This window comes from Bacillus sp. AL-1R (assembly GCF_052180195.1).
In the GTDB taxonomy this organism is placed as follows: domain Bacteria; phylum Bacillota; class Bacilli; order Bacillales; family Bacillaceae_G; genus Gottfriedia.
Genome location: NZ_CP197469.1, coordinates 793,070 through 819,821, shown reverse-complemented (window position 1 = coordinate 819,821; position 26,752 = coordinate 793,070). Strand labels below are relative to the sequence as shown.

The following is a 26,752-nucleotide window of genomic DNA, read 5'->3' as shown; positions in this document are numbered from 1 at the left end:
CAATCTAAAAACTAAGGTCTTCTCCATTAGTTGCTATGACTTTCTTGTACCAATCAAAAGATTTTTTCTTTGTTCTTTTTAATGTTCCATTTCCTTCGTCGTCCATATCTACATAAATAAAACCATACCGTTTTTTCATCTCTCCAGTTCCTGCTGAAACTAAATCAATGCAACCCCATGGTGTATAGCCTATTAAATCGACACCGTCTAGGGTAACTGCCTTTTTCATTTCTGCTATATGATCTCGGAAATATCGGATGCGATAATCATCCTCCACATATCCATTTTCATTTGGTTTATCCATGGTTCCTATTCCGTTTTCAACGATAAAGAGTGGTTTTTGGTATCGGTCATAAAGTTCAGATAAGGTGTATCTTAAACCAACGGGGTCAATTGCCCAGCCCCACTCCGTATTTTCTAGGTAAGGATTTACATCCCCCATTTGTCCACCAGTATCGGTATTCTGTACGATTTCAGTATGGTATACACTACTTCGGTAAAAACTAAATGATAGAAAATCTGAAGGGTACGCTTTAATTATTTTGTCATCCTCTGGTTCTTTTTTTATGGTTACTCCCAATTTTTCAAAAAAGTGGTCAGCGTATGATGGATAATATCCCCTCATCATAATATCAGAATAGATCAAAGCTCCTCTTCGATAATCCAACGCTCCAAAAACATTTTCTGGCTTACAATCTTTCGGATAAATGCAGCTTAATGCAATCATACAGCCAATCTTTGCATCTGGAATAATCTCGTGACAAAGTTTATTGGCAAGAGCACTCGCAACAAACATATGATGCTTAGCTTGATAGCGCGCTTGCGCGGTAGCTTCCCTCGTTCCCATAAAGGCATATCCATTTAATACATTAATTTCATTAATGGTAATCCAATATTTAACTAAATCTTTATATCTAGTAAACACTTCTTTGCACATACGTAAAAAACAATCTATCGTCTGACGATCGCTCCAACCATTAAAATGATGAGCCAAATAAGCAGGAGTTTCAAAATGATATAGCGTGACTAATGGTTCGATATTATATTTTTTGCACTCTTTAAAAACATCCTCGTAAAATTTTAATCCTTCCTCATTCGGTTGTTCCCCTTCAATACCACCTTTTGGGAAAATACGGGACCAACTAAGAGATAACCGGAAACACTTAAAACCCATTTCTCCAAAAAGGCCAATATCTTCTTTGTAATGGCGGTAAAAATCAACTGCTTTATGGCCTGGATAATAAACATTTTCATCAATATAGCCTGTTGCGCCTTCTGGTATAGTATCAATTTTGGGGTCCCCAGTAGGACGTCTGTTTACCATTGTTTTTGTTCCATCTTTTAACTTGATTGTAATTTTTCTTGGGCGGTCTGCCGAACCATTTGTTATGAAGTCGCTTGTTGCAAGCCCTCTCCCGCCTTCATTGTATCCACCTTCATATTGGTTTGCAGCAGTGGCTCCACCCCATAAAAAATTTTCTGGGAATGTTTTTTTCATTAAAATTCATTTCCTTCCTATAGGCAAATCGGATTAATTAGTATAATCTACACACTTTATTTTTCTTTAAATACGTATTTCTCACCTTAATATCATTACAAGAACTATTATGCGAAATTTATTTTTAATAAAAAAAGCCCAAAAATAGTTGGGCAATTCTAGAGGAGCGTTTTGTTTTATGCCTTTTTGATCAGTTTATGTAACTCAATAATTTCTCTAGCCATATCTTTAAGAGTCATTGAGTTCATCAAATGGTCTTGTGCATGAACCATAATAAGGGGAAAATTGACGTTTTCTCCACCAGCTTCCCTTTGGATTAAGTCAGTTTGAACATGATGTGCTTCATTAAAGGCAGAATCTGCTTCGGTTAGTTTTTCTTCTGCTTCATCAAAATTGCCTTCTTTCGCTTTCTGCATCGCTTCCATCGCCAAGCTTTTTGCATTACCTGAATGTAGTATTAATTGAAATGCAAGATTGTAAAGTTCTTCTTTAGTCATGATTAACAGCCTTTCAAATGATTTACTAGGAAGGGAACATTCCCTTCTCCGTCCAATTCTGAATCGTAATCCAGAAGTTTTTAAACATCTTATCAAAGATCATTTTTCCAATTCCATTAGCAAACGATTGATCTTTATTGTCACATTATTTGTAAGAGAGAGGCTTTAGTCAAACTAATGCCCAGCTCAGTTTATGACGCGATTATATTTTTCTTTTTTCCCGCATTCATCGCATCTTCTTCTCTCTTCTTCGCTTTATCATATATTCTGAAGAATGGAGTATAAATTACGAATGAAATAACAATATTAACTAAATTCATGATTGCTCCTGAAATATGACCGCCAGAAGCAAGATATCCTGAAATAATTGGCGGCATTGTCCAAGGTACTGCAATTCCTGTAGGTTTTGCGACCAATCCTAAATCCATACCAACAAAAGTTACAATAACGGTAACGATTGAAGTAAGGACGAATGGGATAATCATGATCGGATTTAACACGATTGGCAAACCAAAGATTAGTGGCTCGTTAATATTAAAGATACCAGGGGCAAGTGCTAAACGACCAAGACTTTTCATTTGTTGTGATTTAGCAAACAATACCATTGAAAGAACTAAACCAAATGTTACACCCGTTCCACCGATGTGGACGAAGTTATCCCAGAATTGTTGTGTAACAATGTGTGGTAGAGTTTGACCAGCCTGGTATGCTGTCATATTGTCACCCATAGCACCAAACCAAATTGGTTCCATTACACTTTTAACGATATTTGTACCATGTAATCCAGTAGCCCATAGTAAAGTTACGAATAATTCAGCAACAATGGATCCTCCTAGTGTAAGACCTACCAATTTAAGCGGGTCACCTAAAAGGGTCGTAACTAAACCGTTGATACTTTCATAAGGAGTCAACTCAACAAGTAAACGTATTACCCAAACTACAAGAAGAACAATAAATCCTGGTATTAAAGCTGCAAACGATTTACCAACACTTGGAGGGACACCTGCTGGCATTTTAATCACAATATCCTTTTTGACGAACCATCGATATATTTCTGTTGATAAAATTGCAAATAGTAACGCAACAAACAAACCTTTACTACTTAAGAAAGATTTTGAAATTGCTCCAGTTACCAAAACTCCCGCATCAGTTCCAGCTGGAGTAAATAAGAAACTAAATGGTGTTGTTAAAAGAAAAGCAGCAACTGAAATAGTACCCGCGCTCATCGCATCAAGCTTATAGCTTTCTGCTAACCTATATGCCACCGCAAATGCTGCAATTAGTGACATGATATTGAAAGTAGCATCTACTGGATAACTTAATTTAGCCGCCCAGTTTGGACCAAAAATTGAAGACATCCAATCAGCATAACCTGGAATTGGTAAGTTAGCCAAGATCAAGAATAATGAACCAATGACAATGAATGGCATTGTCGCAATTAGACCATCCCGAAGAGCCATTAGGTGCCTTTGTGCTCCGATCTTTGCTGCAATAGGCATGATTTTCTCTTCTAGTATGGTATTGAATTTACTCATCTACTATTTCCTCCTTTTTTTACTATTTATTGTTTACTAAATTTATAGCTGCTTTTAGAACTTCCTCTCCATCACACACTCCGTAATGAACTTGATTAATTGCATCCACTGGAATGCCTTTTTCTTCACCTAACACTTTTAATTTAGGAAGCAAGTATCTTACTTGTGGTCCTAAAAGTAGGACATCGGCATTGTCAATGTGATGATTGACTTGATTAGCTGGAACTGCCCAAATTTTTCCTTCTAAACCTTTTTCTTCAGCTGCTTTTTCCATCTTAGTCACTAGCAAACTTGTACTCATTCCTGCTGCACAACATAATAAAATATTCATCTGTTTATTCCTCCTATTGATCCACAATAATATTTTTGAAAAAACAATTAGCCAATTAATCTTACAGTCTAATTTGGCAAATGTTTTAAAAGTACTCTAATCACCTTACATTTACAGTTTATTTTGAAAGCGTTTTATTTTACAGAAACGATTTTTCCGTTACGTAACGGAAAAAATCAAATTATCCTCAAAAAACATGCTGATAGCCTAAAAAGGGTATCCCTAAATTTTGGGAATACCCTCATTTTTTTCTATTCAAACCAATTTAGTATCATTTAAAATCCTTATAATTTCTTCAGCAGACTTACTCTTTATTACTTTATTGACTGTTGCACTGTTTTCAATTAATGCCAAGAGCCTTTTATACATGCCTTCCAGATCATCCTCATTAGGTTCTTTTCTTACATTTAACAAACAGATAAATTGAACCATTTGTTTATCAGTCCATTCGATTGGCTTTCTTAACGTGCATATAGTCCAAAATGCGTCCTCTGTTTCAGGAGTTAGTGCATGAGGGATGGCTACAAGATTCCCAAAGCTCGTTGGAGCGAGCGACTCCCTTTCCAACACCGAATTTATGTAATCTTTGGATACAAGTTTTTGTTTGTATAATTCTTCACATAAAAATCGGATAACACTTTCCTTATCCTGAAAGTCTTTATGAATAAAAACTCTTGATTCATCTAAATAACTTTTTTCCCCATTCTTTTTACCATTTAATAAATCATCTCGGATCTTTTCAATATCTTCTTCTCCTAAAAATGTGTTGACCACTTGTACTGGAACGGCTATATCTTCTTTTATTGGAATGGTACTAATAATAAAATCAATAGAGGAAAGGTCGTATTCTCTTAATTGATAATAATTGGTAGAAGCTACAATATCGATTTCATCTTTAAACACATTTTGCAAACGATAATACAATAGTTTTGCACTTCCAACTCCGGAAGCACATACAACAATTACCCGTTTTGGCCTTTTCTGTCTTGTCTTCATTTTTTCTAATGCTACACCTATATGCATTGCAATATAAGCAATCTCGTTTTCTTCTACCTCAATCGCCAAGTAATCCTCAATGCATCTGCTGGCAATAGCAGCCCCTTCAAAGGCGCTTGGATATTTCCTTTTAATTTCGCTCAATAATGGATTCCGAATGTTCAAGTTATAACGCAAACGGTTCATTGCTGGCCGTATATGTAAAGTCATCGATTGAATGAACTCTTCATCATCATAAAAATCCCAATTTAATTCATTTTTCAATCTTTTCAGCATGCACTGAATTATATTATCTAATTCATCAAATTGGCTAAACTCTTTCAATGTATTCTTGTGAATTAATTTTGTCCCCAACAAATGGACAATAATATAATTAATTTCAGATTGCGGAAATTGAAACCCCGTAAACTCCTCAACTTCTTTTACAATTTCATTGGCAACAATTTTTTCTAATGGATATTTTCCTGTTAAATCGTGTTCAATGTTCTCAATGACAAAACCTTCTTCAATTCGCTTACATCCAATCGTAATATGAGACGCCAAATTTTCTAGTGCAATGTCAGATATCTCAATTTTGTATTCATTCACCTTTTTTACGATGAATTGTTTTATCTTTTCAAATAGGTTTTCGTCCAATACACGAAAAGAATTACTTTCAATGATTAAGTTGCTATTTCGGCTTAATATAAAACTTGATAAACATAGCCGTTTCATATATTCTTCGCCTTCAACCTGCGTACCATAATGTGGTCTGGTAACTAACTTCAATTGATATCTTTCCAATATTTCTCTTACAATTTTCAAGTCATTTTGAACCTTAGGCTTTGAAACAAATAACTCCCCCTCAAGGTTTTCTATTTTGATTGGACCCTTTTCTAATAAGAATCGTTTTAATATATACAATACCCGATTTTCCTGTTCGGAAAAATCTGATTTATTTTCATCGATCACTTCATTCTCATTAGAATTAAACTCCTTTTCAAACACTTCATAATCCTTAATAGCTAATAGATATCCTTTTCCTCGAACCGACTCAATGGTTATTCCTAACGGAGAGCATTGTGATTGAAGCTCTTTAATCTCGTTACGAATGGTTCGATCACTAAAACCAAGTTCTTTTGCCATCCATTGGGCTGTAACAGGTTCTTTTGCTTTCTTTAAAGACATCACGATATCTTTTTGTCGTTTCGAAATCACTTTTCTATCCTCCTTAATAGCTTATTATTAATTGATTCATGCTACTTATCTATATAAATAATACTTTAATCTGTGAAAAATAGGTTTTGAAACTAGAATAAAGTTAGTCTAGTGAAATTCTCCATTCATTTCAACATTCATAATTAACGCCTCCTATTGCGTTAGTAGTATATCAAATTTTAAATAATTAGTTTATTAACTTTGTCTTAAATCTACACTTTTCTAGAATTTAGTTCTTCTAAAAATAGATAAGAGACTTATATTTTAAATATAATTCCACTATTAATATAGTTTAAAACAAAAAAGACTGTAGACAAACTCAAATTTCATCGAGTTTGTCTACAGTCTGAAACCACCTAAAAAAGGTGGCTTTTTAAATATACTTCCGATGAATAATCTTCACATCATAACTATACAACACAAACTTATTCTCAATATTCGTCTTTAAATGAACTCCTCATGTTAAGTAGTTTCGAATAAATGAACAATCAGACTCTAATTCCCGTACTTCAAACATTCTTAGCCCTAAGTAGTATGGATTAATACTTGTAGAAGGTTGAACTACTCCTACGTTAAGTTTCGCGTATTCGATTGCTTCGTTTAAGTCTAGGTTTAGTTCGCGATGATGCGGATGTGCTAGTAACTTAAAAATAGTTTAAACAAAACATCTTGTTCTTGATTAAGAACAAGATGTTTTGTACAATCTTTAAATAGACTATATTACTTTTTAAGCACTTTATTGATCTTATCGATAAATCACGCATCCGCAAAGGGCAAAAAGTTCGGACAATTATCATGAACACAAAGAATTAAAAGTGTACTAACGATAAGTAAAAAAAGTCATATGGGAGGAATAATTAGTGAAAAAATGGAGGAGCTTTCTGTCCGTTTTTCTAATACTATTTAGTTTTGGAATTGCTAACACATTACATGTCGCAAATGCTACTAGCCCAATTTATAAAGTAACATCTAGTAGTTTAAATGTGAGAACTGGTTCATCTACAAAATATAAGAAAGTAGGTGTGGTAAGAAAAGGGCAGAAGCTAAGTGTCGTAAAAAAAGAGACAAATGGTTGGTATAAAATCAAATACAAGAATAAAAACCGCTATGTCAATGGAAAGTATGTTCAAGTTGAAAAAGCAAGTACACCTGAATTCTCAAATGTGAAAAAACTAGATAAAAGTATCGTAGTGGATTTAAGATACAATGGAACGAACAACTTCACAAAGAAACGAATTTATAACTTTAATCAAGCTATTTTAAGAACAAGTACAGCAAAAAAACTCATACAAGCGAATGGTACATTAAAAAAACATGGATATGTGTTAAAAATATGGGATGCGTATCGGCCATATAAAGCGCAAGAATCATTATGGAAAGTTTATCCGAATCCTACATATGTTGCTAAACCGGATCCAAATAACATTCGAGGTCATATGTTAGGTGCGACAATTGATGTCACACTTTGTACATTAAGTGGAAAAGAAATTAAAATGCAATCAACTTTTGATGATTTTTCAATCCTCGCGCACCGTAATTATAAACGTACAAACGAACAAGAAAAACTGTACCAACTACTAGACAAAGCAATGAGTCATGCAGGATTTGTCGGTTACCAAAATGAATGGTGGCACTATTCAGATAGAAACCAAAATTTCAAACCAATTCAGGTTGATCCTAGGAAGTATTAAATTAATAAAAGGTATGAAGAAATGGAGAGTATTTGATATTGAATAAGTATCTCTTCCTGATTCCCACATCGATACATTGGCTCTAGTTTGAGAAACTTTCAGTTGAATTTTCAGAATTATTTGTTTAATTCAGAATGAAAAAAAGCGCTTTAGTAAGTTTATTAATCAAAGGGAGAGATCGATTAAAATGAAAAACACTATCAAAAGACTTATGTTTACACTTATTAGTGCGAGCATACTACCATTTTCAACTGCAAATGCTGCAACTGAGAAACCCCCATTACTTAAAAGTGATAAAGCTGTCACGATTATAGCAGAGACAGGGGAAGTTGTTTATTCTAAAAAAAGTACCGTACAAGATTTTCCCGCAAGTACAACAAAAGTTTTAACGGCGATACTTTTATTGGAAAAATTAAAACCAACAGATAGGATTAAGATGACGGCTAAAAGTGTAAAAGAATCACGTAACAATGACGAAATCATCTTGAAAAAAGGTGAAAGCATGAAACGTGATGTCGCTTTAAAAATCTTAATGATCAACAGCAACAACAACCTTGCGTACGCTATTGGAGAAAGGATTAGTGGAAGTGTACCAGAATTTGCTAAATTAATGAATCAACGTGCAAAACAACTTGGTGCTAAAAATTCAAACTTTGCCAACGCAAGTGGTTTGCCAAACAGCAAACATAAAACAACTGCATACGACTTGGCAATGATTACACGACAAGCATTGAAATACCCAAGTCTAGTAAAAGTAATGAGCACAAAAAAGACGACCGTCAAAACTTCTCGCCAAGCAAAAACAATCACAAAAACAAACCCAATCTTCAACAACCCAAACTTTCTAGCTGCTAAGACAGGGTATACAAATGCCTCAAAAAACACATTAATCGAAGCAACACGTAAAAAAAACATTACATTAATCCATGTGCTACTCCGTACTACAAAAGAAAACTATGTAAAAGATATTGGAAATTTAGATACCTATGCTTTTGGGAAAGTAAGAAAACTTATGTTTGTTAATCGTGCAACTTTCAAACCGACTATCACAGTTTTAGATAAACTAGTTGAAACTAGTCCAATGTCCAACCTAACATTGGTAACTGCATTGCCAAAATCAGATTTCAGCGTAAAGGTGGTTCCAAATAAATTCGATGAACAAAATCTTTACGATAACGGTATTTTATCAAAACAAGTTGTAGGTTATACAAACGTTTATCAAAAAGGAAAAAAAATCAAATCTACACAACTTATTTCAGAATATAATTATACATTTACACCAATTCCACCAGTAGTTGCAGCAAATGATTCAGGTTCAGGTGAATAATTTATTAAAAAACTAATCAGTTCAATTTGATTAGTTTTTTAGACTGTTGGAAAACGATTTATTTAATATATAATAACTTTCACATAAACAACTACTTTAGTAGGTTACGCTAAAAAAAAGTTTCCCCCCTTCTACACCAACTATTCTGAACTGTTTTATGTCGCTAAAGTTAGGCATTTTTCATGACAAAAGCATTTAAGATTGACCTCTTTACGTGTTATTTTTTGTTTTTATAATTAAAGGATTTGGAAAGATACAGGGAAGTATTTACCGTCAACTTTTATCGTATAGAAAACATTTAAATGGCAGTGGAATTTAGTTCCACTGCCATTTCACTTTTCATATATACTTCATCTTTTTGAATGAAAAATGGATTTCAAAGTGTGTAGGTAAATCTATTACTGATTTTAAGTTTATTGGATTATTATTAATTCAAATTATTTAAGAAAGAACTTAATTCATCTTTAGATTGAAATTTAAAGGAGTATCCATAATGAATCAAGTCTTTACCAGTATGTTTCCTCTTTGGAAATCGACTTAAGGCTGTACTATGTGTATATCCGTAAGATTTGTTTTCTAATTCTACATTTCCTTCTACTACTTTAGGGTCTAAAGCAATTGTAATTTCAACAGTAGGTAATAAATAAATTACTTCTTTACTCTGAATGTTTTCAAATTCTATTGCTTTCGTTGTTTCTTTTTTAAATATGAAGTTTTTTTGATTAAAAATTTTCAATAAATTATCCATACAGACTTCTCCTTTAAACTTTAAATCTAAATCAAAAAATTGTAAAAATATCGTTCTATAGTCTAATAAAATTCTATCATGGTTACATTCCCTTATCCAAAGCTTTTATAGTCTTCTAAGTTATAAATATTATTTCTTCTTTGTGAAAGCCTTCATCAAAGTCGTCTTCACGAATGTTATAATTATCTTTTACTGTGTATTTTTTAGACCATAAAAAATAACAAAAAACGCTTGGTCTTGATATTCGTCTCTAAATGAACTCCCCTACCCCACAATTGATGAATATAAGGCATTACCTTCTCAACATACTTCACATCAAGTTCCATATGTTCATAGGAATGCTTCAAATAAAGCTCCCCATTTTTTAAATAATCGCCTTCTTGAACAACAATATAAGGGAATCCACCGTTAACCCTACTAACAACAAGTTGATCTCGTACATTTTCCCACGCTTTATCCGTAACTTTATATTACTTACCTTGTCGCTGGAATAAATACATATCTTCACTCATGACAAGATCTTTTGTTAAGTAGTTTCGTATAAATGAACTATCAGACTCTAACTCTCGTACTTCAAACATTTTTTCTCGACCGCTGCCAGGTTTAACACCTAACTCTCTCATTTCTTTGCTTGGATTATTATATCGCTCTTCAATATCTTCAAACATTCTTAGTCTAAATATTACGGGTTAATGCTTGTTTTTGATGGCTGTACAACACCTGCGTTTAGTTTTGCGTATTCGATTGCTTCGTTTGAGTCTAGGTTTAGTTCGCGCATGATACGGATATGCCAATAACTTGCCCAACCTTGTTTTTCTCAAAGAACTTAAAATGTTCTTCTTTATTTAAGAGAAATATAGAGTATCCATAAATAATTTACTTTCTTACGTATTTATTTTGAAGCCCATCTTTATACTCACGTATTTCACCTTTTGCAACTAAATAACTTAAATAGGCATTAGTCTCTCCGAGTGCAATCCACTTTTCTAGTACACTTGAACCTATTGGAAATAAAGTATTTGATACTTGGTATGCACTCATCTCTCCTGTAATCTGCTCGAGTACAAAACCAATTCGATCTTCATAATGATTTAGTAGTTCGTTAATTCGCTCTTGTGCATCCATAAAAATGGGACCATGTCCTGGTAGAACTAATGAAATTCCCATTAGTTGCATTGATTTTAATGTCTCAAGATAGATACTTAATGGATTTTGATTTCCGTAGCCATGATATGAGATATAAGGTATAGTTTCTCTAGTCAAATGATCTCCTGACAGAAGAATCTGTTCTTCACTATTATAAAAACAGATGTGCCCATCCGAATGACCAGGCATTGGTATAGCTTCAAAAAGAAGCTCACCAATTGGATAAAGCCTATTTGTTTCTATGGTACACACGTTTTTCGGAAATCTATTAGCTGATGTGTTCACAGGTTGTAATTGCTTTACTAGTTCCTGTGGCACGCCTGCTGATAAATAAAATCTTGAAAGTGATTCCACATCTAGATTATTCTGTGCGATTGCTTGTTCTTTCTCACTTAGAAAAACATTCGCTCCAGTCTGCTGTTGTAATTCTCTTGCATATTCAAAATGATCAGGGTGATGATGGGTTATCAAGATACGCTCAACATCTCGAAGTGGTTCAATACTGTATTTATTAAACGCAGCTTCCCAGGCCAAGCGAGTTTCATTGCGATTCATTGCCGTATCGATTATTGTCCATTTTCCTTCTCTACAGGCTAAGTAACAATGAACATTATCATTCCAAAAAGGTAGTGGAATTGTTACTTGATAAATGCCATATCCTTTCATTTTTTCAATTCCTTTATTAATTAATTGCATAATAGGCTATTTCACCTCTACTTTAGCCATTTGTTAAACTAAGATTTATTTCATACAATCTGATTATTTACAGCGTTTTTAACTATTTCACTGGTTTGAACTGGTTTTTCTTTTAGGAATAGAGCACTAACTGCTGCTATCGCCGCAAGTACTGAGAAAAATATAAATACTTTAGTGAAATCAAAACTTCCACCTGTACGAACTGTTATTAGATAACCGGCTACTAACGGGGTTACAAATGCCCCCAACTGACCACAACCATTAACTATTCCCGTTACACTACCGACCACTTCACTAGGGTACCTTTTTTGAAGTGCAGCTGTTAAAGAACCAGAGTTAAATGCTACAAAAAATCCTGACGCCAATAGCAAAATTAATAGCATAGGTGTATTTCCCTTATTAACTGATCCGAGCATCCAAAGCACGGGAATACATCCAATATAAGCAATCAGAGCAATTGGTTTCATTTTATTAAATTTATCCATCAACCAACCTCCCATTAAAATACTGATGATACTAATTATTGGAGGTAATGATGAGACAAACCCCATTTCCTTAATATTAAAGTTGTGTTGTTGGACTAAAAAAGTGCTAAGCCACGTTGTAAATCCCCAAAGAATACCAATCTGACAAAACATCATCAGGCAAATCACATAGAAGGTACGATCTTTCAAGTAAATCTTGTGGTTAACTTTTTCCTTCGTAGTTACTTGTAGAGTTGCCACTTTATTCTGATTAATAAAATCTAATTCACTTTTACTTATTCTGCCTTTTTTATACATTTCTTCTGGTGTATCTTTAAAGAACAACCACAGTAGTAAAATACCAATTACACCAGGAATAGCTAGTGTAAAAAATACCGGTCTCCACTGACCGTCAAATAAAGAGGCAGAGAGATTAGTTAAGATAATAGGTACAAGTGCTAAGCCAACATAATTGGAAGTATTAAAAATTGAAAGGGCTTTACCGCGATCTGAATATGGGAACCAATTACTAATTGCTTTAGCAGAAGGGGGAAAATGATGTGCTTCACCTAGCCCTAAACCTATTCGTAAAGCAATAAACTGGGTAAAATTTTTGACAAATCCAGTCACTACACTTACTAAAGTAAAAACAATTATGGCAACATTCATGACCTTTTTTGGTCCGAATTTATCTGCTAAAAATCCAGAAGTAACTTGACCAACCGCATACGCGAAAAAGAAGGCGGAAGCGATTTGTCCAACTTGTACTGGCGTTAAATTCATATCTTTTTGTATAAATGGTAAGAAAGTTAACACAGCCACACGGTCAAAGTAATTGATTATATATAGTAGCCAAACGATAAACAAAATAACGTATCGATATCCCCATACTTTCCTTACTGCATTTGACATATATTTTTACTTCCCTTCCTTTATTGGCTTTTATTTTTTTTAAACTTTCAATAAATTCCTAACCTCATTAACAATGCTGTCCCATACTTTTGAATCTGGATCAATAATTTCAAAGTGTTCTACATTAGGAAACGTAATCATCTTAACTTGATCACCTGCTTTTTCGGCAAGTTCTTTATATAGGGCACTTAATTTTACTGGAACATTTACATCTAAATCACCATGAATCAATATTTGGGGAATATTTAAAGGAAGCAATTGAACTGGTGAAACTTCAGCATATCTTTCAGGTACTTCATTTGGAGTACCACCTACAAAGTCAGTTACTGGGTTATCAATTTTCATATTTTTTACCATTTGTTGTTTGTAATTGATCAAGTTATTCATAAGTTCTAAGTCAATTATGCCACCTAAACTGACTACTCCTTTAAGTAATAGAGGGTCACTGGACGTTTTTAATATACTATCTTCATGTAGACGATTACGGCCCGCTAACCAAAAAGCAAGCTGTCCTCCAGCAGAGTGACCCATTGCAACCACTTTTTTTAAATCTAAAGAATATTCTTCCGCTATTGTTACTAAAAAGTCTGTAGCATTGGCAACATCATTTAATGTGCCAGGATATGCACCTCCAATGTTGCCTACCCTTCTATATTCAATATTCCAAGTTGCTAGTCCACATTTTGTAAGGTCTTCTGCAACGGCATCCATTAAATCTGCCCCAAATATCGATTTCCAAAATCCTCCATGAATAACAACAACTACTGGATGTGGTCCTGGTCCATCAGGGATACGTAATTCTCCATATTGCCATTGATCCTCACCATAAGTCAATCGTATCTTTTTTGTTTTTTCAATCCGATTATCAACTGACATGTAAACGCCTCCATTTTTTTGGATAACTAATGTTTAACTTATTGAACTTACATCTCGCCTCCTATTTCTTAGTTTGTAAAACAAATTAAAAACCACTTCAACAAAATAAGTAGTATTACACGATACTACTCTTGTTAAATTATTATAGTTATTTTTCAGAATATTATCAATATTATTTTTTAAAATAGAAGTATTTTTTGGTACCACTATAACTTAATCATATCTATTCAATCATGTATCATTCATAAACAGATTAAAAATTTAAAAATTATGAATTGCTGTATAGCTTGATTATTTTGTTCAATCTAGTAGTATTTATATATACTCATCTACAATTAACAACAAAAAGATAAATATAATAATTGTAAAAGGAGGTACATATGGTCGAACTTTTAAAAAAAATAGGATTATCTGACCTTGAAGCACGTTGCTATTTGGCATTACATGAAGAGCCTGGAATATCGGGTTATGAAGTAGCTAAAAGAGTGTCAGTTTCACGTACTAATGTTTATTCTGCTTTGAGATCATTAACGGACAAAGGTGCTTGTCGATGCATAGAAGGAGATCCAGCTAAATACGATGCTGTCCCCATAGAACAATTAACGAAACATTTACAAACAGAATTTGAACAAGTAACAAAAGTATTAGTAAACCAACTAAAGTCTCCCCCTATAATTGCACCTTCTTTTTATAATTGGCAAGGAGATAAGCAACTTAGTACAACTATTCGTCGAATAATTGCCAACGCAAAAGATTTCATTGTAATAGACATATGGTCAGAGGATTTACATTGGGTTGAAGAAGACCTACTTGATGCTGAAAATAGAGGTGTCAACGTGATACTTATTACAATTGGAGAATGTCAAACATCGCTTAAGAACATTTTTGTCCATATTCGAAGTGACGATTGGAGCATTTCTAATTTAAGAAATTTTTCCATCTTATGCGATTCAAAAAAAGCTTTAATCGGTGGATTTGGAAATTCAACAAGACTCACTGCCTTAGAGACTGACCATCCATCAGTAGTTGGAATGTTAAAAACTGCTTTTTACCATGATCTAATCATGCAACATATTGAAAAAGATTTTCAGACAGAACTTGTAGAGAAATATGGTGAAAAATACAAAAAAATACTAGAATTTTATGCTTTTGAAAAAGGCTGGAATATCTAAGTTTTATGTCCTATCCTTTAATTAAACAATCAAAAAGAAAAGGTTGCTTCCGCAACCTTTTCTTTTTTCCCATCCAATCGGACCCTACATTTATCTGGCAAAGGATCGCCAACTTTCTAAAAGTGCTGAACGTTTTATGGAGGCACTACATACAAATCAAGCATGACTTCAGCTTTGTATTTGGTGAAAAAATACCACCTCTAAAGAGATGGTATTAAATATACTTCCGATGAATATTCTTCCCATCATAACTAAACAAAACAGACTTATTCTCAATATTCGTCTCTAAATGAACCCCTCTACCCCACAACTGATGAATATACGGCATAACCTTTTCAACATACTTCACATCAAGTTCCATATGTTCATAGGAATGCTTCAAATAAAGCTCCCCATTTTTTAAATAATCCCCTTCTTGAACTACAATATAAGGGAATCCACCATTTACTCGACTAACTACAAGTTGATCTCGTACATTTTCCCATGCCTTATCAGTAACTTTATATTCCTTACCTTGTCGCTGGAATAAATACATATCTTCACGCATGACAAGATCCTTCGTTAAGTAGTTTCGTATAAATGAACTATCAGACTCTAACTCTCGTACTTCAAACATTTTTTCTCTACCGCTGCCTGGTTTAACTCCTAATTCTCTCATCACTTTGCTTGGGTTATTATATCGCTCTTCGATATCTTCAAACATTCTTAGTCCTAAGTAGTATGGATTTATACTTGTTTTTGATGGCTGAACTACTCCTGCATTAAGCTTTGCGTATTCGATTGCTTCATTTGAATCGAGATTTAGTTCGCGCATAATTCTTATATGCCAATAACTTGCCCAGCCTTCATTCATAATTTTCGTTTCAAGTTGTGGCCAGAAGTAAAGCATTTCCTCTCGTAACATAGTCAGGATATCACGTTGCCATTCTTCTAGTTCTCTTGAGTATTCTTCGATAAATAATAGGATATCTTTTTCGGGTTGAGGTGGGAATTGTTTTCGTTTAATTGGGATCAGGTTGGCGTCATTTTTCTTTTCTTTACTTTGATCCATATTCCATAAGTCATCGTAAGGTGTAACTCTTTTTTTCTCTTTTATTGGGAAATCAGTTTCTAAATCATAAGCCAGTTTTGGCCGCATTAATGATGGGTCAATATGCTCTTGAATTGAGAGTACTGCATCTAGGAAATTTTCTACTTCTTGTTTTCCGTATATATGTTCATAGTGTTTTATTCGTTCAGCAGTAGCTGCCATACTTTCAACCATATCTCTTTTCGTGTTTGAGAAACGAATATTATTTTTAAAGAAGTCACAATGAGCTAAAACGTGTGCAACGATTAATTTATTTTGAACGAGAGAGTTTGTATCTAATAAAAACGCATAACATGGATCAGAGTTGATTACCAATTCATAAATTTTGCTTAACCCTAAATCATAATGAAGCTTCATTTTATAAAATTGTTTTCCAAAGCTCCAGTGGGAGAATCTTGTAGGCATACCGTATGCGCCAAATGTATAAATGATATCTGCAGGACAGATTTCATAGCGCATTGGGTAAAAGTCTAGCCCAAATCCTCTCGCAATCTCTGTTATTTCGTCAATAGCATATTCTAACGCTCTATAATCACTCGCCTTCATCACACTCTCCTCCTGTCCTCTTCTTATATTATTCTATGAACTGAAAATTGAATTAATGTAAAAATACTCACTTCTATACTATATTCATATGCCCAATTCGGATTTTTTTGAAATCTTAAACGCAAATAAACGTATGAAAAAAATTCATACGTTAGTTTATTTTATTTTTTCAACTCGTTCGATATAACTTTATTCTATTTATTTCTTTATTTTTGAATAAGCAAAATCATAATTCAGTTTGGAGTACATAGTTTCCCTAGTATTGCTTCTTATGATTTTAATCATATTATCCCTGTTTCTTATAAAATTATTCTTAAGTCTTGAAAAAAATTTTATCTGTAATCTTACTTTCTTTTTACCCTATCGTTTCTGTACTTAACCATCCTTTTTTTACCTAACCTCTACCGTAACCTTTTGTTAAATTCTCTCATGGCTAATTAATTTTTTTCGCCATAAACTATGTGTACCCTCTAAAAAGGAGGTTCACAATGCAAGTACAATCCGATTATGATTTAGCATTGTATTACACTTATTGTTGTCAATGGGATAAGCTTCTCGTGTTAATGGTAAATACGAAAGATGAGCTTTTTTCAAAACGTATCGAACATTTTCTACATGCCTTTAAATACGAGAGGGACTTAGCGATCATCGATGAAAAACTTAAAGGTATGTTCCAACATATTGAGCATGCCACTAGGGAAGAAAGCGTCGAGGAACAATCTTTTATTTCATCATTAGAGGTTTAACTAAAATAAATGAAAAGAGCGACTAAATAGTCGCTCTTTTTTAGACTAATACTTCAATTTTTTCCATAAATGCTTGTTGTAAACGATCCAATTTTTGGATGCTATCTTGACGAGATTGTCCAACAATTCCAAAGTAAAACTTGATTTTTGGTTCAGTTCCAGATGGACGTAAGCATACCCATGATCCGTCTTCAAGTTGATACTTTAATACATTTGATTTCGGTAGAAGAATTTGTTCTTTTTCTCCTGTTTCTAACGTTGTTTTCTCTTGAAGTTTATAATCCTCAACCGTAACAACTTTTAGGCCATTTATATCAACAGGAGGGTTTTGACGGTAATTTGTTAAAATCGATTGGATTTTTTCTGTACCTTCAATCCCTTTTAATGTTAATGATTTTAATCCTTCTAAGTAATAGCCATATTGCTCATATAAGCTATTTAGTCCTTCATATAAAGTCATACCTTTTGTTTTGTAATAAGTAGCTATTTCAGCAGCAAGTACTGTTGCTTGGATTGCATCTTTATCACGAACAAATGGTTTAATTAAATAACCATAGCTTTCCTCATATCCAAATAAGAATGAGTATTCGTTCGTTTGTTCATATTCTTTAATTTTTTCACCAATAAACTTAAATCCAGTAAGTGTATCGATTGTTTTAACACCGAATTTTGATGCGATCACTTGTCCAAATTCTGATGTAACGATTGTTTTAAGTAATAGTGCATTTTTAGGTACATCTTGTTGACTTAATAAATAATGCAGCATTAATGCTCCTGTTTGGTTTCCAGTTAGGACTACATATTCGCCGTTTTCATTTTTCGTAGCGATTCCTAAACGGTCAGCATCAGGATCAGTTGCAATTAATACATCTGCATCAATCTCTTTACCGTAACGAATAGCATATTCAAACGCTGCGTGTTCTTCAGGATTCGGTGATTTTACAGTTGTAAAATTCGAATCTGCTTTTGCTTGTTCTTCAACAATTGTTACATTTTCAAAGCCAACTGCTTTTAATGACATTGTTGCAGGTACTAATGCTGTACCATGTAAAGGTGTAAAGACAATTTTTAAATCCTTACCATGTTTTTGAACTAATTCGTTGTTAACAACCACTGTTTTTAGTTGCTCAACATATAATTTGTCCATTTTTTCATCTAATCTATGTATTAATCCTTTTTCAACCAATTCTTTTTCAGAAGATACTTCAATTTCTAACTCATTTTCAAACGAATTAACGTATTCAATTACTTGATCAGCAGCAGCTGGAGGTAATTGACCACCGTCATCACCATAAACTTTAAATCCGTTATATTCAGGTGGATTATGACTTGCCGTAATGACAATACCACCGAAGCAGTTTAACTCACGTACTGCAAATGATAATTCTGGTGTAGGACGTAATTCATTAAATACATACGCTTTAATACCATGTGTCGCAAGTGTTTTTGCTGCTTCCATTGCAAACTCAGGACTTTTATGACGAGAATCGAAAGCAATTGCAACTCCACGGTTTTTTGCTTCTTCTCCAAAGCTTTCAATATATTTTGCAAAACCAGCAGAGGCTTTACGAATAGTATAGATGTTCATACGATTCGTTCCAGGTCCGATTTCCCCGCGCATACCACCAGTTCCAAATTCTAAATTTTGATAGAAACTTTCCTTAAGTATAAGCTGATTATTCTCAAGTTTAATTAATTGTTCTTTAAGTTCTTGATCTAATGTCGGTGATTGAATCCATTTTTCATAAGTTGTTTTCCAATTCATATTGTTCTCCTCCTATACTTAATCTGAATATATTTCGATAAAAATCTTCCTAACTCCTTCTTTCTTGATAAAAGTTTACAATATTCTCAGAAAAATTTCTATCATGTACCATGTTTAATCTGAATGAGATTGAAAAGTATGTAGAAAATAAAACAAAAGGAGGGCGAGTTCATGCCAGAAATTAGATGTAGTGTTGCAAATTGTAATTTTTGGGGGCAAGGAAACTTTTGCCAAGCAGACTCAATTCTTGTTCAAACTGAAGCATATGAATACTCAAATGACTTTGATTTAACGATTCAAAATGCCGTTTTAGACGGTGAAATAACTACTTCTGCTGTACATAGTGGTGAAACTTGCTGTCACACGTTTCGACCTAAGTATTAATGAAATGGTGCCATATTCAATTTTTGGATATATGGCACCATTTTATTAGTTTATCCGTTCACAATTACTCCACCATTAACATGAATTATTTGTCCTGTAATATAGGAAGCTTCATTGCTAGCTAGATAAAGATATGCTGGTGCAAGCTCTACTGGTTGTCCAGCCCGTTTCATTGGAGTTGTACTGCCAAACTTCGCAACTTCTTGTTCGTCAAAACTTGCTGGGATTAATGGTGTCCAAATTGGCCCGGGAGCTACACCATTAACACGAATTCCTTTTTGAGCAAGATTTGTAGAAAGCGAACGAGTAAATGTGACAATCGCTCCTTTCGTTGCTGAGTAATCCAATAATTGATCATGTCCTTTATATGCAGTTATTGACGCAGTATTTATAATAGAGTCTCCTTGCTTCAAATGTGGAAGGCAAGCTTTTGATAAATAGAACATTGAAAAAATATTCGTTTCAAATGTTCTTTTTAATTGTTCTTCAGTAATGTCTTCCAAATTCTTTTGTGGATATTGAACAGCAGCATTGTTCACTAAAATATTAATTTTGCCAAAGGTTTGAATTGCATTTTGAACGATTTGTTTACAAACTTCCTCTGTTCGAATGTCACATCTCATTATTTCACAATTTCCACCGAAATCATTTATATATTTCTTTGTATCTTGTGCATCAACATCCTCATCCAAATACGGAATAAAAACTGATGCCCCTTCTTTTGCAAAAAGGATGGAAACAGCTCTTCCAATCCCACTATCTCCTCCAGTAATAATGGCTACTTTATCCTTTAATTTACCACTTGGTTTGTAGTTAGGATCATCTGATATCGGTATTGGAGTCATTTCTTTTTCGATACCTGGTTGCTTATTTTGATGTTGCGGAATAAATTTAGTCGGAAACTGTTTCTGATTATTCATTTCTACATCCTCCTTATAAATAATTCAGATTTAGCATACCCAAACTATACTTTAAGGAATACTAAACAGAAGTGAATTTGTTAAAAGATGTAAAATTCTAAAAAACTATTGCACTTTCACAATAAAACGAATATTATTAATAACTGTTGAGTTAATCATTCGTATTTTTTAACAAGGAGAACGTTTATGTTTAAATTAAAAGAAGCTAACACTTCGATAAAAACAGAAATTATAGCTGGCTTTACTACTTTTTTAACAATGGCTTACATAATAATTGTTAATCCTATCATATTATCCGGGGCTGGCGTTCCATTTGACCAAGCATTTACTGCAACAATCATAGCGACTTTAGTCGGGACACTATGTATGGCATTGTTCGGAAACTACCCAATTGCAATTGCTCCCGGAATGGGAATGAATGCATACTTTGCCTATTCAGTTGTTTCAAAGGCACATGGTATTTCCTATCAATTAGCTTTCTCAGCTGTATTTATTACAGGTATCCTATTCATCATTCTATCTTTAACGAAATTTAGAACGCATTTAATTGATGCAATTCCAAATACATTAAAACATGCCATTAGTGTTGGAATTGGTTTATTTATCGCTTTTATAGGTTTACGTCTTTCAGGTATTATCGTTGCGAATAAAAGTAATCTAGTTGGATTAGGTGATCTTCATTCTCCTGAAGTAGTTCTTACTCTAGTCGGAATTGCAATTACGGTTATCTTATTTGCATTAAATGTAAATGGAGCTCTATTCTTCGGAATGGCCTCAACAGCAATCATTGCTGGTTTTGCTGGAAAATTGCATATTAAAGGAAGTATTTTTTCTTTCCCAAAATTGCCTGAACAGATCATTGTTGCTAATCCAATAACAGCAGCTTCAGATGTCATTCATTATGGACTATATTCGGTTGTCTTTTCATTCTTATTAGTGACAATTTTTGATACGACAGGTACTTTCTTAGGTGTAGCTTCTCAGGCTGGTTTATTAAATAAGAAAGATGAAAAACGTACAGGTCGTGCGATGCTTTCAGATTCATTCGGTACGACAATTGGAGCTATGTTTGGTACTTCTCCTACATCAGCTTATATCGAATCTTCTGCAGGTGTTGCAGCTGGGGGTAGAACAGGTTTAACGGCACTTGTTGTTGCATTACTATTTGTTTTTGCAGCATTCTTTAGCCCACTTGTTAATTCACTTTCTGGTGTAGCAGCAATTACATCTCCATCTTTAATCGTAGTAGGTTGTTTAATGATGGGTAGTGTTCGTCATATTGAGTGGGATCACTTTGAAGAAGCATTCCCTGCATTTCTAGTTATTATCACAATGCCACTTACATCAAGTATTGCTACAGGGATTGCACTTGGGTTTATTTCCTACCCATTATTAAAAATCGTTAAAGGGAAAGCAAAAACTGTTAAACCAGTTATTTATCTATTTGGCGTTTTATTCCTAATCCAATTGATTTTCTTCCCACATTAATAATAATTTTCTTAAAGCACATAATCCTTAAAAAGATTAATGTGCTTTTTTATTTTTTATTTAGGTACTAGCCTTTCCTTGATGGGACATCTATGCATACTTTGTTATGTAGATTATACAAGGAGGTGTTCTACGATGTGGAACAACCAAGATCAAGTCAACATGAACTCAAGTAATTGTAGACGAAAATGTGATTGTGATGATTGCCATCGAGATCGTTGTGATTGTCATATTCATGATTGTCACTGCAATTGCAGATGTTGTTGTCATAGAAGAAAAAGTAACTGTGGATGTATGAATCCATGTTTAGGTGTCGATATGGTAATGTTTGAAATGATGATGAAAAACATGATGAATAATAACAATAAAAATAATAAGGATTAATCTATTTTCTCCCTCCCCCATAAAAAAACAACCTGAATTTAACAGGTTGATCAAACTGATGCAAACGTTCCCTTTCTTAGTTGTTTAGCCCCCGTACTTAGAATGACGAACGTTTTTGAATTAGTAAAAAATAGTTTAATTTTCTATACACTTAAACGACCTGATTTAACAGGTCGTTTTTTCATACGATATAAAACCTAAAATTTGCTCACGAAGTCGCTTAGCATCTTCATAACCTTCTTTATAAAGCTCTAATAAACGCGCTTTATTTCGTTCGATTCGGCTAACTTTTAACTTTTGAATAGGACGAATGACAAATATATTTCCTAATTTTTCTTGCTCCTCAATATATTCTAACTGTTTATTATAAACTTCATATCTTTTTAGTACGGCCTGAACAAGTCCAGGATAATTTTTATACTTTTTTTGCAAATACCAAGTTCCTTTTGAAGGTTTTTTACGATAACCAGCATTTCTCGTTAAAACAACTATATTTTTACGATTACCATCGGCTTCAGATTTACCGATTGGAATCGGATCTGCAATGCCACCATCCATTAAGAAATGATCATTAAACTGAATGATTGGAGCCATTAATGGTAACGAACTAGATGCCCGTATTATATTTAACATATCTGTTGATTCTACAATTTGATCTTTATCAAAATAAACAGGTTCCCCTGTAATACAATCAGTCGTACCAACTACAAACTTTTGCTCAGCTTTATAAAAAGATTCAAAATCAAAGGGATCTAACTCATTAGGAATAATATCAAATAATAAGTCCATACCAAAAAGTTGCTTATTGCGAATTAAATTTTTAAAAGATATATACTCTGGATGCTGTAAAAATTCCGTATTTACTCGCTTATTACGACCATGTTGTTTTGATAGATAAGAAGTTCCCATACAAGCACCCGCAGAAACTCCTATTACATAAGGAATTTCTATATTTTGTTCCAAGAAATAATCAAGAACACCGGCAGTATAAATCCCTCTCATTCCTCCACCTTCGAGAACTAAACCCATTCCATCCATTTTCACAGCCCCCCTTTTTCAATTAGTTTAGGAAAATCTATTTAAATATTTTATTATAAGAGATGACGAAAAGGAAGAAATTAGGATTGCGTGCAAAAAATGGTGTTTAAAAACCGCTATAAAAATCACTCCGCTAACCAAAGAAAACAGACCTTCTTCTATAGGTCTGTCTCATGCTTCTTGCTTTTCTACTTCTTCTTTGCTTTTCCAGGTTCCAATATTTGTTTTACACCTTCAACACTTTTCAAAGAAGTAGTATGATATGTTCCATTTGCCCAATCTTCCATTTGGTCACTATACCATTTGCTTCCGAGGCTTCCAGATTGTCCTGGACCGACTACGTTTACTGATTTACTTAAATCTGCAAAGTCTACGACAGTTCTCCATGATGCACCATGGTCTACGATCCCATTGGCATCATATCCTGCTGCTTTAACTGTAGTTGAACTACCTCCTACTGGGATTGGATCTCTTGCATTAAAGAAATAGCTTAAGATTTTAATACTGGATAATGGGTGTTCGAAAGCAACTTTATGGTGATCACCCCATTTCCATTTTGCTGCATTGTCACCGTCTGTTTTGCTAATTTTTTTAATGGTTGTTTTGAAGGTTTTTAATAATAGTTTATCAATTCCCCCTTGTTCATCTACCCAGATCACTTTCTTCCCGTTAAAGCTGTCACGTAGCATTTGATCGACTACGACTTTGCGGTCTCCAAATAAATCCATCATATCACTAGAGATTTGTTGAATGAATAATGCCTTATTTATTTGAGCCATCCACATTTGGAATATAAGAGGAGAAGCTTCATCTTTATCATCTATAAAATTCCATTTTTCAAGTTCCTTTAAAGCTGTTTTTTCAACAGTTGATAATTGGTTTTTATTTTGTTTTATTGACTTTATAAACTTCGGTGCATGCTCCTTCGCCTGTAAGTTCATTTCGTCCATTTGTAGCTTTTGCATATCTTTAACAGTCAATTTATCATTCGTTTTTAATACTTCCTGAATGCGTAATTGACGGTAAGGTTGTGCCCATGAGTTTGAAATGTGGTATGGATATGTTTCATCAACTACTTTATTATTTGCAGATGAAATGAATCCTTCCTTTGGATTAACGCTCGTTGGTAGTTCATCGTATGGAATAAATCCTTTCCAACCGTATTCACTCGTCCAACCTGGTACTGGTATTAGACCATCACCTTTTTTACGGATTGGAATTTTTCCATTCGCTCGGTAAGCAATTGTTCCATCATCCGATGCAAATACGAAATTTTGCGCAGGAGCTTCAAATAAAGCCAATCCTTCTTTAAACGAATTCCAATCTTTTGCAACGTCAAATTTTAGAACGGCTTCTAGCTCCGTTGTCGGTTGTAGTGCTGTCCATTGTAAAGAGAATACAGTATCTTTACCGGCATCACTTGCAAATTCCGAAATAACCGGACCATGTCTCGTTATCATAACAGGTAAAACCTTATTCTTTTTACCTTTAATTTTGATCGTTTCATTTATAACCTGTGCCTTTTCCCATTTACCATCATATAAAAATTCGTCAGGCTTATTTGGATTTCGCTTTTCAATATATAAATCTTGCACATCCGGGCCTACGTTTGTTACTCCCCAGGCAATATGTTCATTATGACCCACAATGATTCCCGGCACCCCTGCAAAAATGACACCACTTACATTCATATCACCAGATTTTAATTGTGTTTCATACCAAATTGCCGGTGTCGCTAATCCTAAATGAGGATCATCTGCTAATAATGGTTTACCGGACTTGGTTTTAGAGCCACTAACAACCCAATTATTACTTCCATTCCAAACAGGTGGAATAATTGCACTTGCAAAGCTTTTTTCTACGTCTATTTTTGAAGTATTACTCGGAATAATATACGGATCTAGATCATTATTTGCTGGAAATAGCTCTAAAGCCTTATCCTTTGGAAATTTATTCATAGCGTAATAACGAAATGCTTGTTCATTCCAGTGACCACCTAAATCAAAAGCCATATACTTACCAATTACTAGTGAGTCAATTGCCGTCCATTTAGAAGGTTTATATTGTAAAATTTTAAATTCAACTGGTAGTTTATTTTCCTTTATTGCGGATTTTATGTACGCATTTACTCCTTCTGCATACCAATTTAATACATTTTGTCCATTTTTATTATATTTGCTGTAAGAAGCTTCAGCAGCTCTTCTTAAACCAAGCGTTCGAAAATATGAGTCGCGCTCTACTGTAGCATCACCAATTATTTCACTTAATTGCCCGGACGCTTGTCTCCTACTTAAATCCATTTGAAATAATCGATCTTGTGCAGTTACAAAGCCTTGCGCAACATACAAATCATGCAAATTTTTCGCACTAATATGAGGTACTCCTTTTTCATCCCTTACTACTTCTACTTTATGGCTTAATCCACTAATCCTTAAATTTCCTTTAATGCTTGGTAATGATTTTTTTGTTAAGTACAGGCCGGTTCCCGCAACGATTAAGACAATAACAATTAGAATCGTTGATGTAACTTTAATCCACTTTGGAAAGCGCTTCCGATTTTTTGAAATCTCAATTTGCGCACTCATTTTTTTCCCTCCTGCTTAAACTGCATATAAAACATATACTGTATATTAATTCTGCAAGTCTTATTGCATTCCTTCTTATGGCGAATGGGGTATAATACTATTTATCAACATTAAAGGAGTGAATGGACATGTCATTAAATTCTTGGTTCGAAAAAGGCATTAGTTTTCAAGAATATGTAGAAGCAATGAATGTAAATAAAGAAGAACTTCTAAAAATTTATAATGAAGTTACGATTCCTGAGAGTACAAAAGCAAAACTTGAACAATTAAAGAATCGTCATTGGAAGGTAGTAACTTTAACTGCAGATTGGTGTGGCGATGCATTACTGAATGTACCAGTTATTCAGAAAATGATGGAACTTGCTAATATAGATACTAGATTCCTAATTCGAGATGAAAACCTAGAATTAATGGATCAATATTTAACAAATGGTAAATCTCGTTCTATTCCGATTTTTGTTTTCATGGATGAAAAAGGGGATGAAGTAAACGTATGGGGACCACGTTCTGCGGAGATTGAAGAAATTGTAGTTGAAATGAAAAAAGAACTTCCAGATAAAGATGATCCAAACTTCCAAGAAAAACAAACTGCTGTCTTTAAAGCGATTCGAACAAACTTCGTTGAGGACAAAAAATACTGGAATTCAGTTATTAAAAGTGTAGAAGAGAAATTATTCTCATAAGAATAACAATGGTTATTTAGTTGAAGAACTTTCAATT

21 protein-coding genes and 2 pseudogenes are annotated in these 26,752 nt (G+C 33.8%); 7 read left to right on the top strand and 16 right to left on the bottom strand.

The window, feature by feature from the left end; all coding sequences use genetic code 11:
- Positions 1–4: 4 nt before the first annotated feature.
- From ACSBO6_RS03830 to ACSBO6_RS03805, 6 genes and pseudogenes are all read right to left on the bottom strand, one after another.
- Positions 5–1,498 (bottom strand): family 1 glycosylhydrolase, encoded by a 1,494-nt coding sequence (locus tag ACSBO6_RS03830; RefSeq protein WP_498844189.1) that lies wholly within the window; start codon positions 1,496–1,498, stop codon positions 5–7.
- A gap of 176 nt (positions 1,499–1,674) precedes the next feature.
- Positions 1,675–1,995, bottom strand: a complete 321-nt coding sequence (locus ACSBO6_RS03825; RefSeq protein ID WP_098843857.1) for a PTS sugar transporter subunit IIA — start codon at positions 1,993–1,995, stop codon at positions 1,675–1,677.
- Between the two features lie 191 nt (positions 1,996–2,186).
- Positions 2,187–3,530, bottom strand: a complete 1,344-nt coding sequence (gene celB, locus ACSBO6_RS03820) for a PTS cellobiose transporter subunit IIC (RefSeq protein ID WP_098843856.1) — start codon at positions 3,528–3,530, stop codon at positions 2,187–2,189.
- A 22-nt stretch (positions 3,531–3,552) separates the two neighbouring features.
- A complete protein-coding gene (locus ACSBO6_RS03815) occupies positions 3,553–3,861 on the bottom strand; it encodes a PTS sugar transporter subunit IIB (RefSeq protein ID WP_098843855.1) in 309 nt (102 codons plus the stop codon).
- A 255-nt stretch (positions 3,862–4,116) separates the two neighbouring features.
- A complete protein-coding gene (locus ACSBO6_RS03810) occupies positions 4,117–6,054 on the bottom strand; it encodes a BglG family transcription antiterminator (protein WP_498844188.1) in 1,938 nt (645 codons plus the stop codon).
- Positions 6,055–6,514: 460 nt separating this feature from the next.
- Positions 6,515–6,676 (bottom strand): annotated as a pseudogene (locus ACSBO6_RS03805) (stage V sporulation protein R); the annotation flags it as partial.
- 238 nt (positions 6,677–6,914) lie between these two features.
- Here ACSBO6_RS03805 and ACSBO6_RS03800 point away from each other — a divergent pair.
- Entirely contained in the window at positions 6,915–7,745 is an 831-nt protein-coding gene (locus ACSBO6_RS03800) for a M15 family metallopeptidase (protein WP_498844187.1), read from the top strand.
- A 187-nt stretch (positions 7,746–7,932) separates the two neighbouring features.
- The gene (locus ACSBO6_RS03795; protein ID WP_498844186.1) at positions 7,933–9,072 is read left to right on the top strand and encodes a D-alanyl-D-alanine carboxypeptidase family protein; all 1,140 of its coding nucleotides are present in this window, start codon (positions 7,933–7,935) and stop codon (positions 9,070–9,072) included.
- A gap of 427 nt (positions 9,073–9,499) precedes the next feature.
- On the opposite strand, the gene ACSBO6_RS03790 is transcribed toward ACSBO6_RS03795, so the two are convergent.
- The 5 genes and pseudogenes from ACSBO6_RS03790 to ACSBO6_RS03770 all read right to left on the bottom strand — a co-directional run bounded on the left by ACSBO6_RS03790 (position 9,500) and on the right by ACSBO6_RS03770 (position 13,914).
- Positions 9,500–9,820, bottom strand: coding sequence for a hypothetical protein (locus ACSBO6_RS03790; RefSeq protein ID WP_498844185.1), 321 nt, complete (start codon positions 9,818–9,820; stop codon positions 9,500–9,502).
- A gap of 203 nt (positions 9,821–10,023) precedes the next feature.
- A pseudogene (locus ACSBO6_RS03785) lies at positions 10,024–10,631 on the bottom strand (SpoVR family protein); the annotation flags it as partial.
- 65 nt (positions 10,632–10,696) lie between these two features.
- Positions 10,697–11,662 (bottom strand): MBL fold metallo-hydrolase, encoded by a 966-nt coding sequence (locus tag ACSBO6_RS03780; protein ID WP_498844184.1) that lies wholly within the window; start codon positions 11,660–11,662, stop codon positions 10,697–10,699.
- Positions 11,663–11,712: 50 nt separating this feature from the next.
- A complete protein-coding gene (locus tag ACSBO6_RS03775; protein WP_498844183.1) occupies positions 11,713–13,038 on the bottom strand; it encodes an MFS transporter in 1,326 nt (441 codons plus the stop codon).
- A 39-nt stretch (positions 13,039–13,077) separates the two neighbouring features.
- Positions 13,078–13,914 (bottom strand): alpha/beta hydrolase family protein, encoded by an 837-nt coding sequence (locus ACSBO6_RS03770; protein ID WP_498844182.1) that lies wholly within the window; start codon positions 13,912–13,914, stop codon positions 13,078–13,080.
- A gap of 380 nt (positions 13,915–14,294) precedes the next feature.
- Here ACSBO6_RS03770 and ACSBO6_RS03765 point away from each other — a divergent pair, with 380 nt between their 5' ends.
- A complete protein-coding gene (locus ACSBO6_RS03765; RefSeq protein WP_098846558.1) occupies positions 14,295–15,086 on the top strand; it encodes a TrmB family transcriptional regulator in 792 nt (263 codons plus the stop codon).
- 214 nt (positions 15,087–15,300) lie between these two features.
- On the opposite strand, the gene ACSBO6_RS03760 is transcribed toward ACSBO6_RS03765, so the two are convergent.
- Entirely contained in the window at positions 15,301–16,722 is a 1,422-nt protein-coding gene (locus ACSBO6_RS03760) for a SpoVR family protein (protein WP_498844181.1), read from the bottom strand.
- 488 nt (positions 16,723–17,210) lie between these two features.
- Between ACSBO6_RS03760 and ACSBO6_RS03755 the strand changes: the two genes are divergently transcribed.
- Positions 17,211–17,468 (top strand): YhdB family protein, encoded by a 258-nt coding sequence (locus tag ACSBO6_RS03755; RefSeq protein WP_098846560.1) that lies wholly within the window; start codon positions 17,211–17,213, stop codon positions 17,466–17,468.
- Positions 17,469–17,508: 40 nt separating this feature from the next.
- Here ACSBO6_RS03755 and ACSBO6_RS03750 read toward each other — a convergent pair whose 3' ends face one another.
- Entirely contained in the window at positions 17,509–19,233 is a 1,725-nt protein-coding gene (locus ACSBO6_RS03750) for a phospho-sugar mutase (protein WP_498844180.1), read from the bottom strand.
- 171 nt (positions 19,234–19,404) lie between these two features.
- Between ACSBO6_RS03750 and ACSBO6_RS03745 the strand changes: the two genes are divergently transcribed.
- Positions 19,405–19,617 (top strand): DUF1540 domain-containing protein, encoded by a 213-nt coding sequence (locus tag ACSBO6_RS03745; RefSeq protein WP_056471273.1) that lies wholly within the window; start codon positions 19,405–19,407, stop codon positions 19,615–19,617.
- 50 nt (positions 19,618–19,667) lie between these two features.
- On the opposite strand, the gene ACSBO6_RS03740 is transcribed toward ACSBO6_RS03745, so the two are convergent.
- Complete coding sequence (locus ACSBO6_RS03740; RefSeq protein ID WP_098846562.1) at positions 19,668–20,537, bottom strand: SDR family oxidoreductase; 870 nt, start codon at positions 20,535–20,537, stop codon at positions 19,668–19,670.
- 186 nt (positions 20,538–20,723) lie between these two features.
- Between ACSBO6_RS03740 and ACSBO6_RS03735 the strand changes: the two genes are divergently transcribed.
- The gene (locus tag ACSBO6_RS03735; RefSeq protein WP_498844179.1) at positions 20,724–22,025 is read left to right on the top strand and encodes an NCS2 family permease; all 1,302 of its coding nucleotides are present in this window, start codon (positions 20,724–20,726) and stop codon (positions 22,023–22,025) included.
- 549 nt (positions 22,026–22,574) lie between these two features.
- Here the strand turns inward: ACSBO6_RS03735 and ACSBO6_RS03730 are convergent.
- Together ACSBO6_RS03730 and ACSBO6_RS03725 are read right to left on the bottom strand one after the other, a co-directional pair.
- Entirely contained in the window at positions 22,575–23,447 is an 873-nt protein-coding gene (locus tag ACSBO6_RS03730; protein WP_498844178.1) for a patatin-like phospholipase family protein, read from the bottom strand.
- A gap of 188 nt (positions 23,448–23,635) precedes the next feature.
- A complete protein-coding gene (locus tag ACSBO6_RS03725) occupies positions 23,636–26,032 on the bottom strand; it encodes a penicillin acylase family protein (RefSeq protein ID WP_498844177.1) in 2,397 nt (798 codons plus the stop codon).
- A 128-nt stretch (positions 26,033–26,160) separates the two neighbouring features.
- On the opposite strand from ACSBO6_RS03725, the gene ACSBO6_RS03720 reads away from it, so the two are divergent.
- Complete coding sequence (locus ACSBO6_RS03720; RefSeq protein ID WP_498844176.1) at positions 26,161–26,715, top strand: thioredoxin family protein; 555 nt, start codon at positions 26,161–26,163, stop codon at positions 26,713–26,715.
- Positions 26,716–26,752 lie beyond the last annotated feature (37 nt).

Excerpts from the sequence above, each read along its gene's own strand:
- ACSBO6_RS03830 (WP_498844189.1), bottom strand. The coding sequence starts at position 1,498 with ATGAAAAAAACATTCCCAGAAAATTTTTTATGGGGTGGAGCCACTGCT.
- ACSBO6_RS03825 (WP_098843857.1), bottom strand. The coding sequence starts at position 1,995 with ATGACTAAAGAAGAACTTTACAATCTTGCATTTCAATTAATACTACAT.
- celB (WP_098843856.1), bottom strand. The coding sequence starts at position 3,530 with ATGAGTAAATTCAATACCATACTAGAAGAGAAAATCATGCCTATTGCA.
- ACSBO6_RS03815 (WP_098843855.1), bottom strand. The coding sequence starts at position 3,861 with ATGAATATTTTATTATGTTGTGCAGCAGGAATGAGTACAAGTTTGCTA.
- ACSBO6_RS03795 (WP_498844186.1), top strand. The coding sequence starts at position 7,933 with ATGAAAAACACTATCAAAAGACTTATGTTTACACTTATTAGTGCGAGC.
- ACSBO6_RS03790 (WP_498844185.1), bottom strand. The coding sequence starts at position 9,820 with ATGGATAATTTATTGAAAATTTTTAATCAAAAAAACTTCATATTTAAA.
- ACSBO6_RS03780 (WP_498844184.1), bottom strand. The coding sequence starts at position 11,662 with ATGCAATTAATTAATAAAGGAATTGAAAAAATGAAAGGATATGGCATT.
- ACSBO6_RS03775 (WP_498844183.1), bottom strand. The coding sequence starts at position 13,038 with ATGTCAAATGCAGTAAGGAAAGTATGGGGATATCGATACGTTATTTTG.
- ACSBO6_RS03770 (WP_498844182.1), bottom strand. The coding sequence starts at position 13,914 with ATGTCAGTTGATAATCGGATTGAAAAAACAAAAAAGATACGATTGACT.
- ACSBO6_RS03765 (WP_098846558.1), top strand. The coding sequence starts at position 14,295 with ATGGTCGAACTTTTAAAAAAAATAGGATTATCTGACCTTGAAGCACGT.
- ACSBO6_RS03760 (WP_498844181.1), bottom strand. The coding sequence starts at position 16,722 with ATGAAGGCGAGTGATTATAGAGCGTTAGAATATGCTATTGACGAAATA.
- ACSBO6_RS03755 (WP_098846560.1), top strand. The coding sequence starts at position 17,211 with ATGCAAGTACAATCCGATTATGATTTAGCATTGTATTACACTTATTGT.
- ACSBO6_RS03750 (WP_498844180.1), bottom strand. The coding sequence starts at position 19,233 with ATGAATTGGAAAACAACTTATGAAAAATGGATTCAATCACCGACATTA.
- ACSBO6_RS03745 (WP_056471273.1), top strand. The coding sequence starts at position 19,405 with ATGCCAGAAATTAGATGTAGTGTTGCAAATTGTAATTTTTGGGGGCAA.
- ACSBO6_RS03740 (WP_098846562.1), bottom strand. The coding sequence starts at position 20,537 with ATGAATAATCAGAAACAGTTTCCGACTAAATTTATTCCGCAACATCAA.
- ACSBO6_RS03735 (WP_498844179.1), top strand. The coding sequence starts at position 20,724 with ATGTTTAAATTAAAAGAAGCTAACACTTCGATAAAAACAGAAATTATA.
- ACSBO6_RS03730 (WP_498844178.1), bottom strand. The coding sequence starts at position 23,447 with ATGGATGGAATGGGTTTAGTTCTCGAAGGTGGAGGAATGAGAGGGATT.
- ACSBO6_RS03725 (WP_498844177.1), bottom strand. The coding sequence starts at position 26,032 with ATGAGTGCGCAAATTGAGATTTCAAAAAATCGGAAGCGCTTTCCAAAG.
- ACSBO6_RS03720 (WP_498844176.1), top strand. The coding sequence starts at position 26,161 with ATGTCATTAAATTCTTGGTTCGAAAAAGGCATTAGTTTTCAAGAATAT.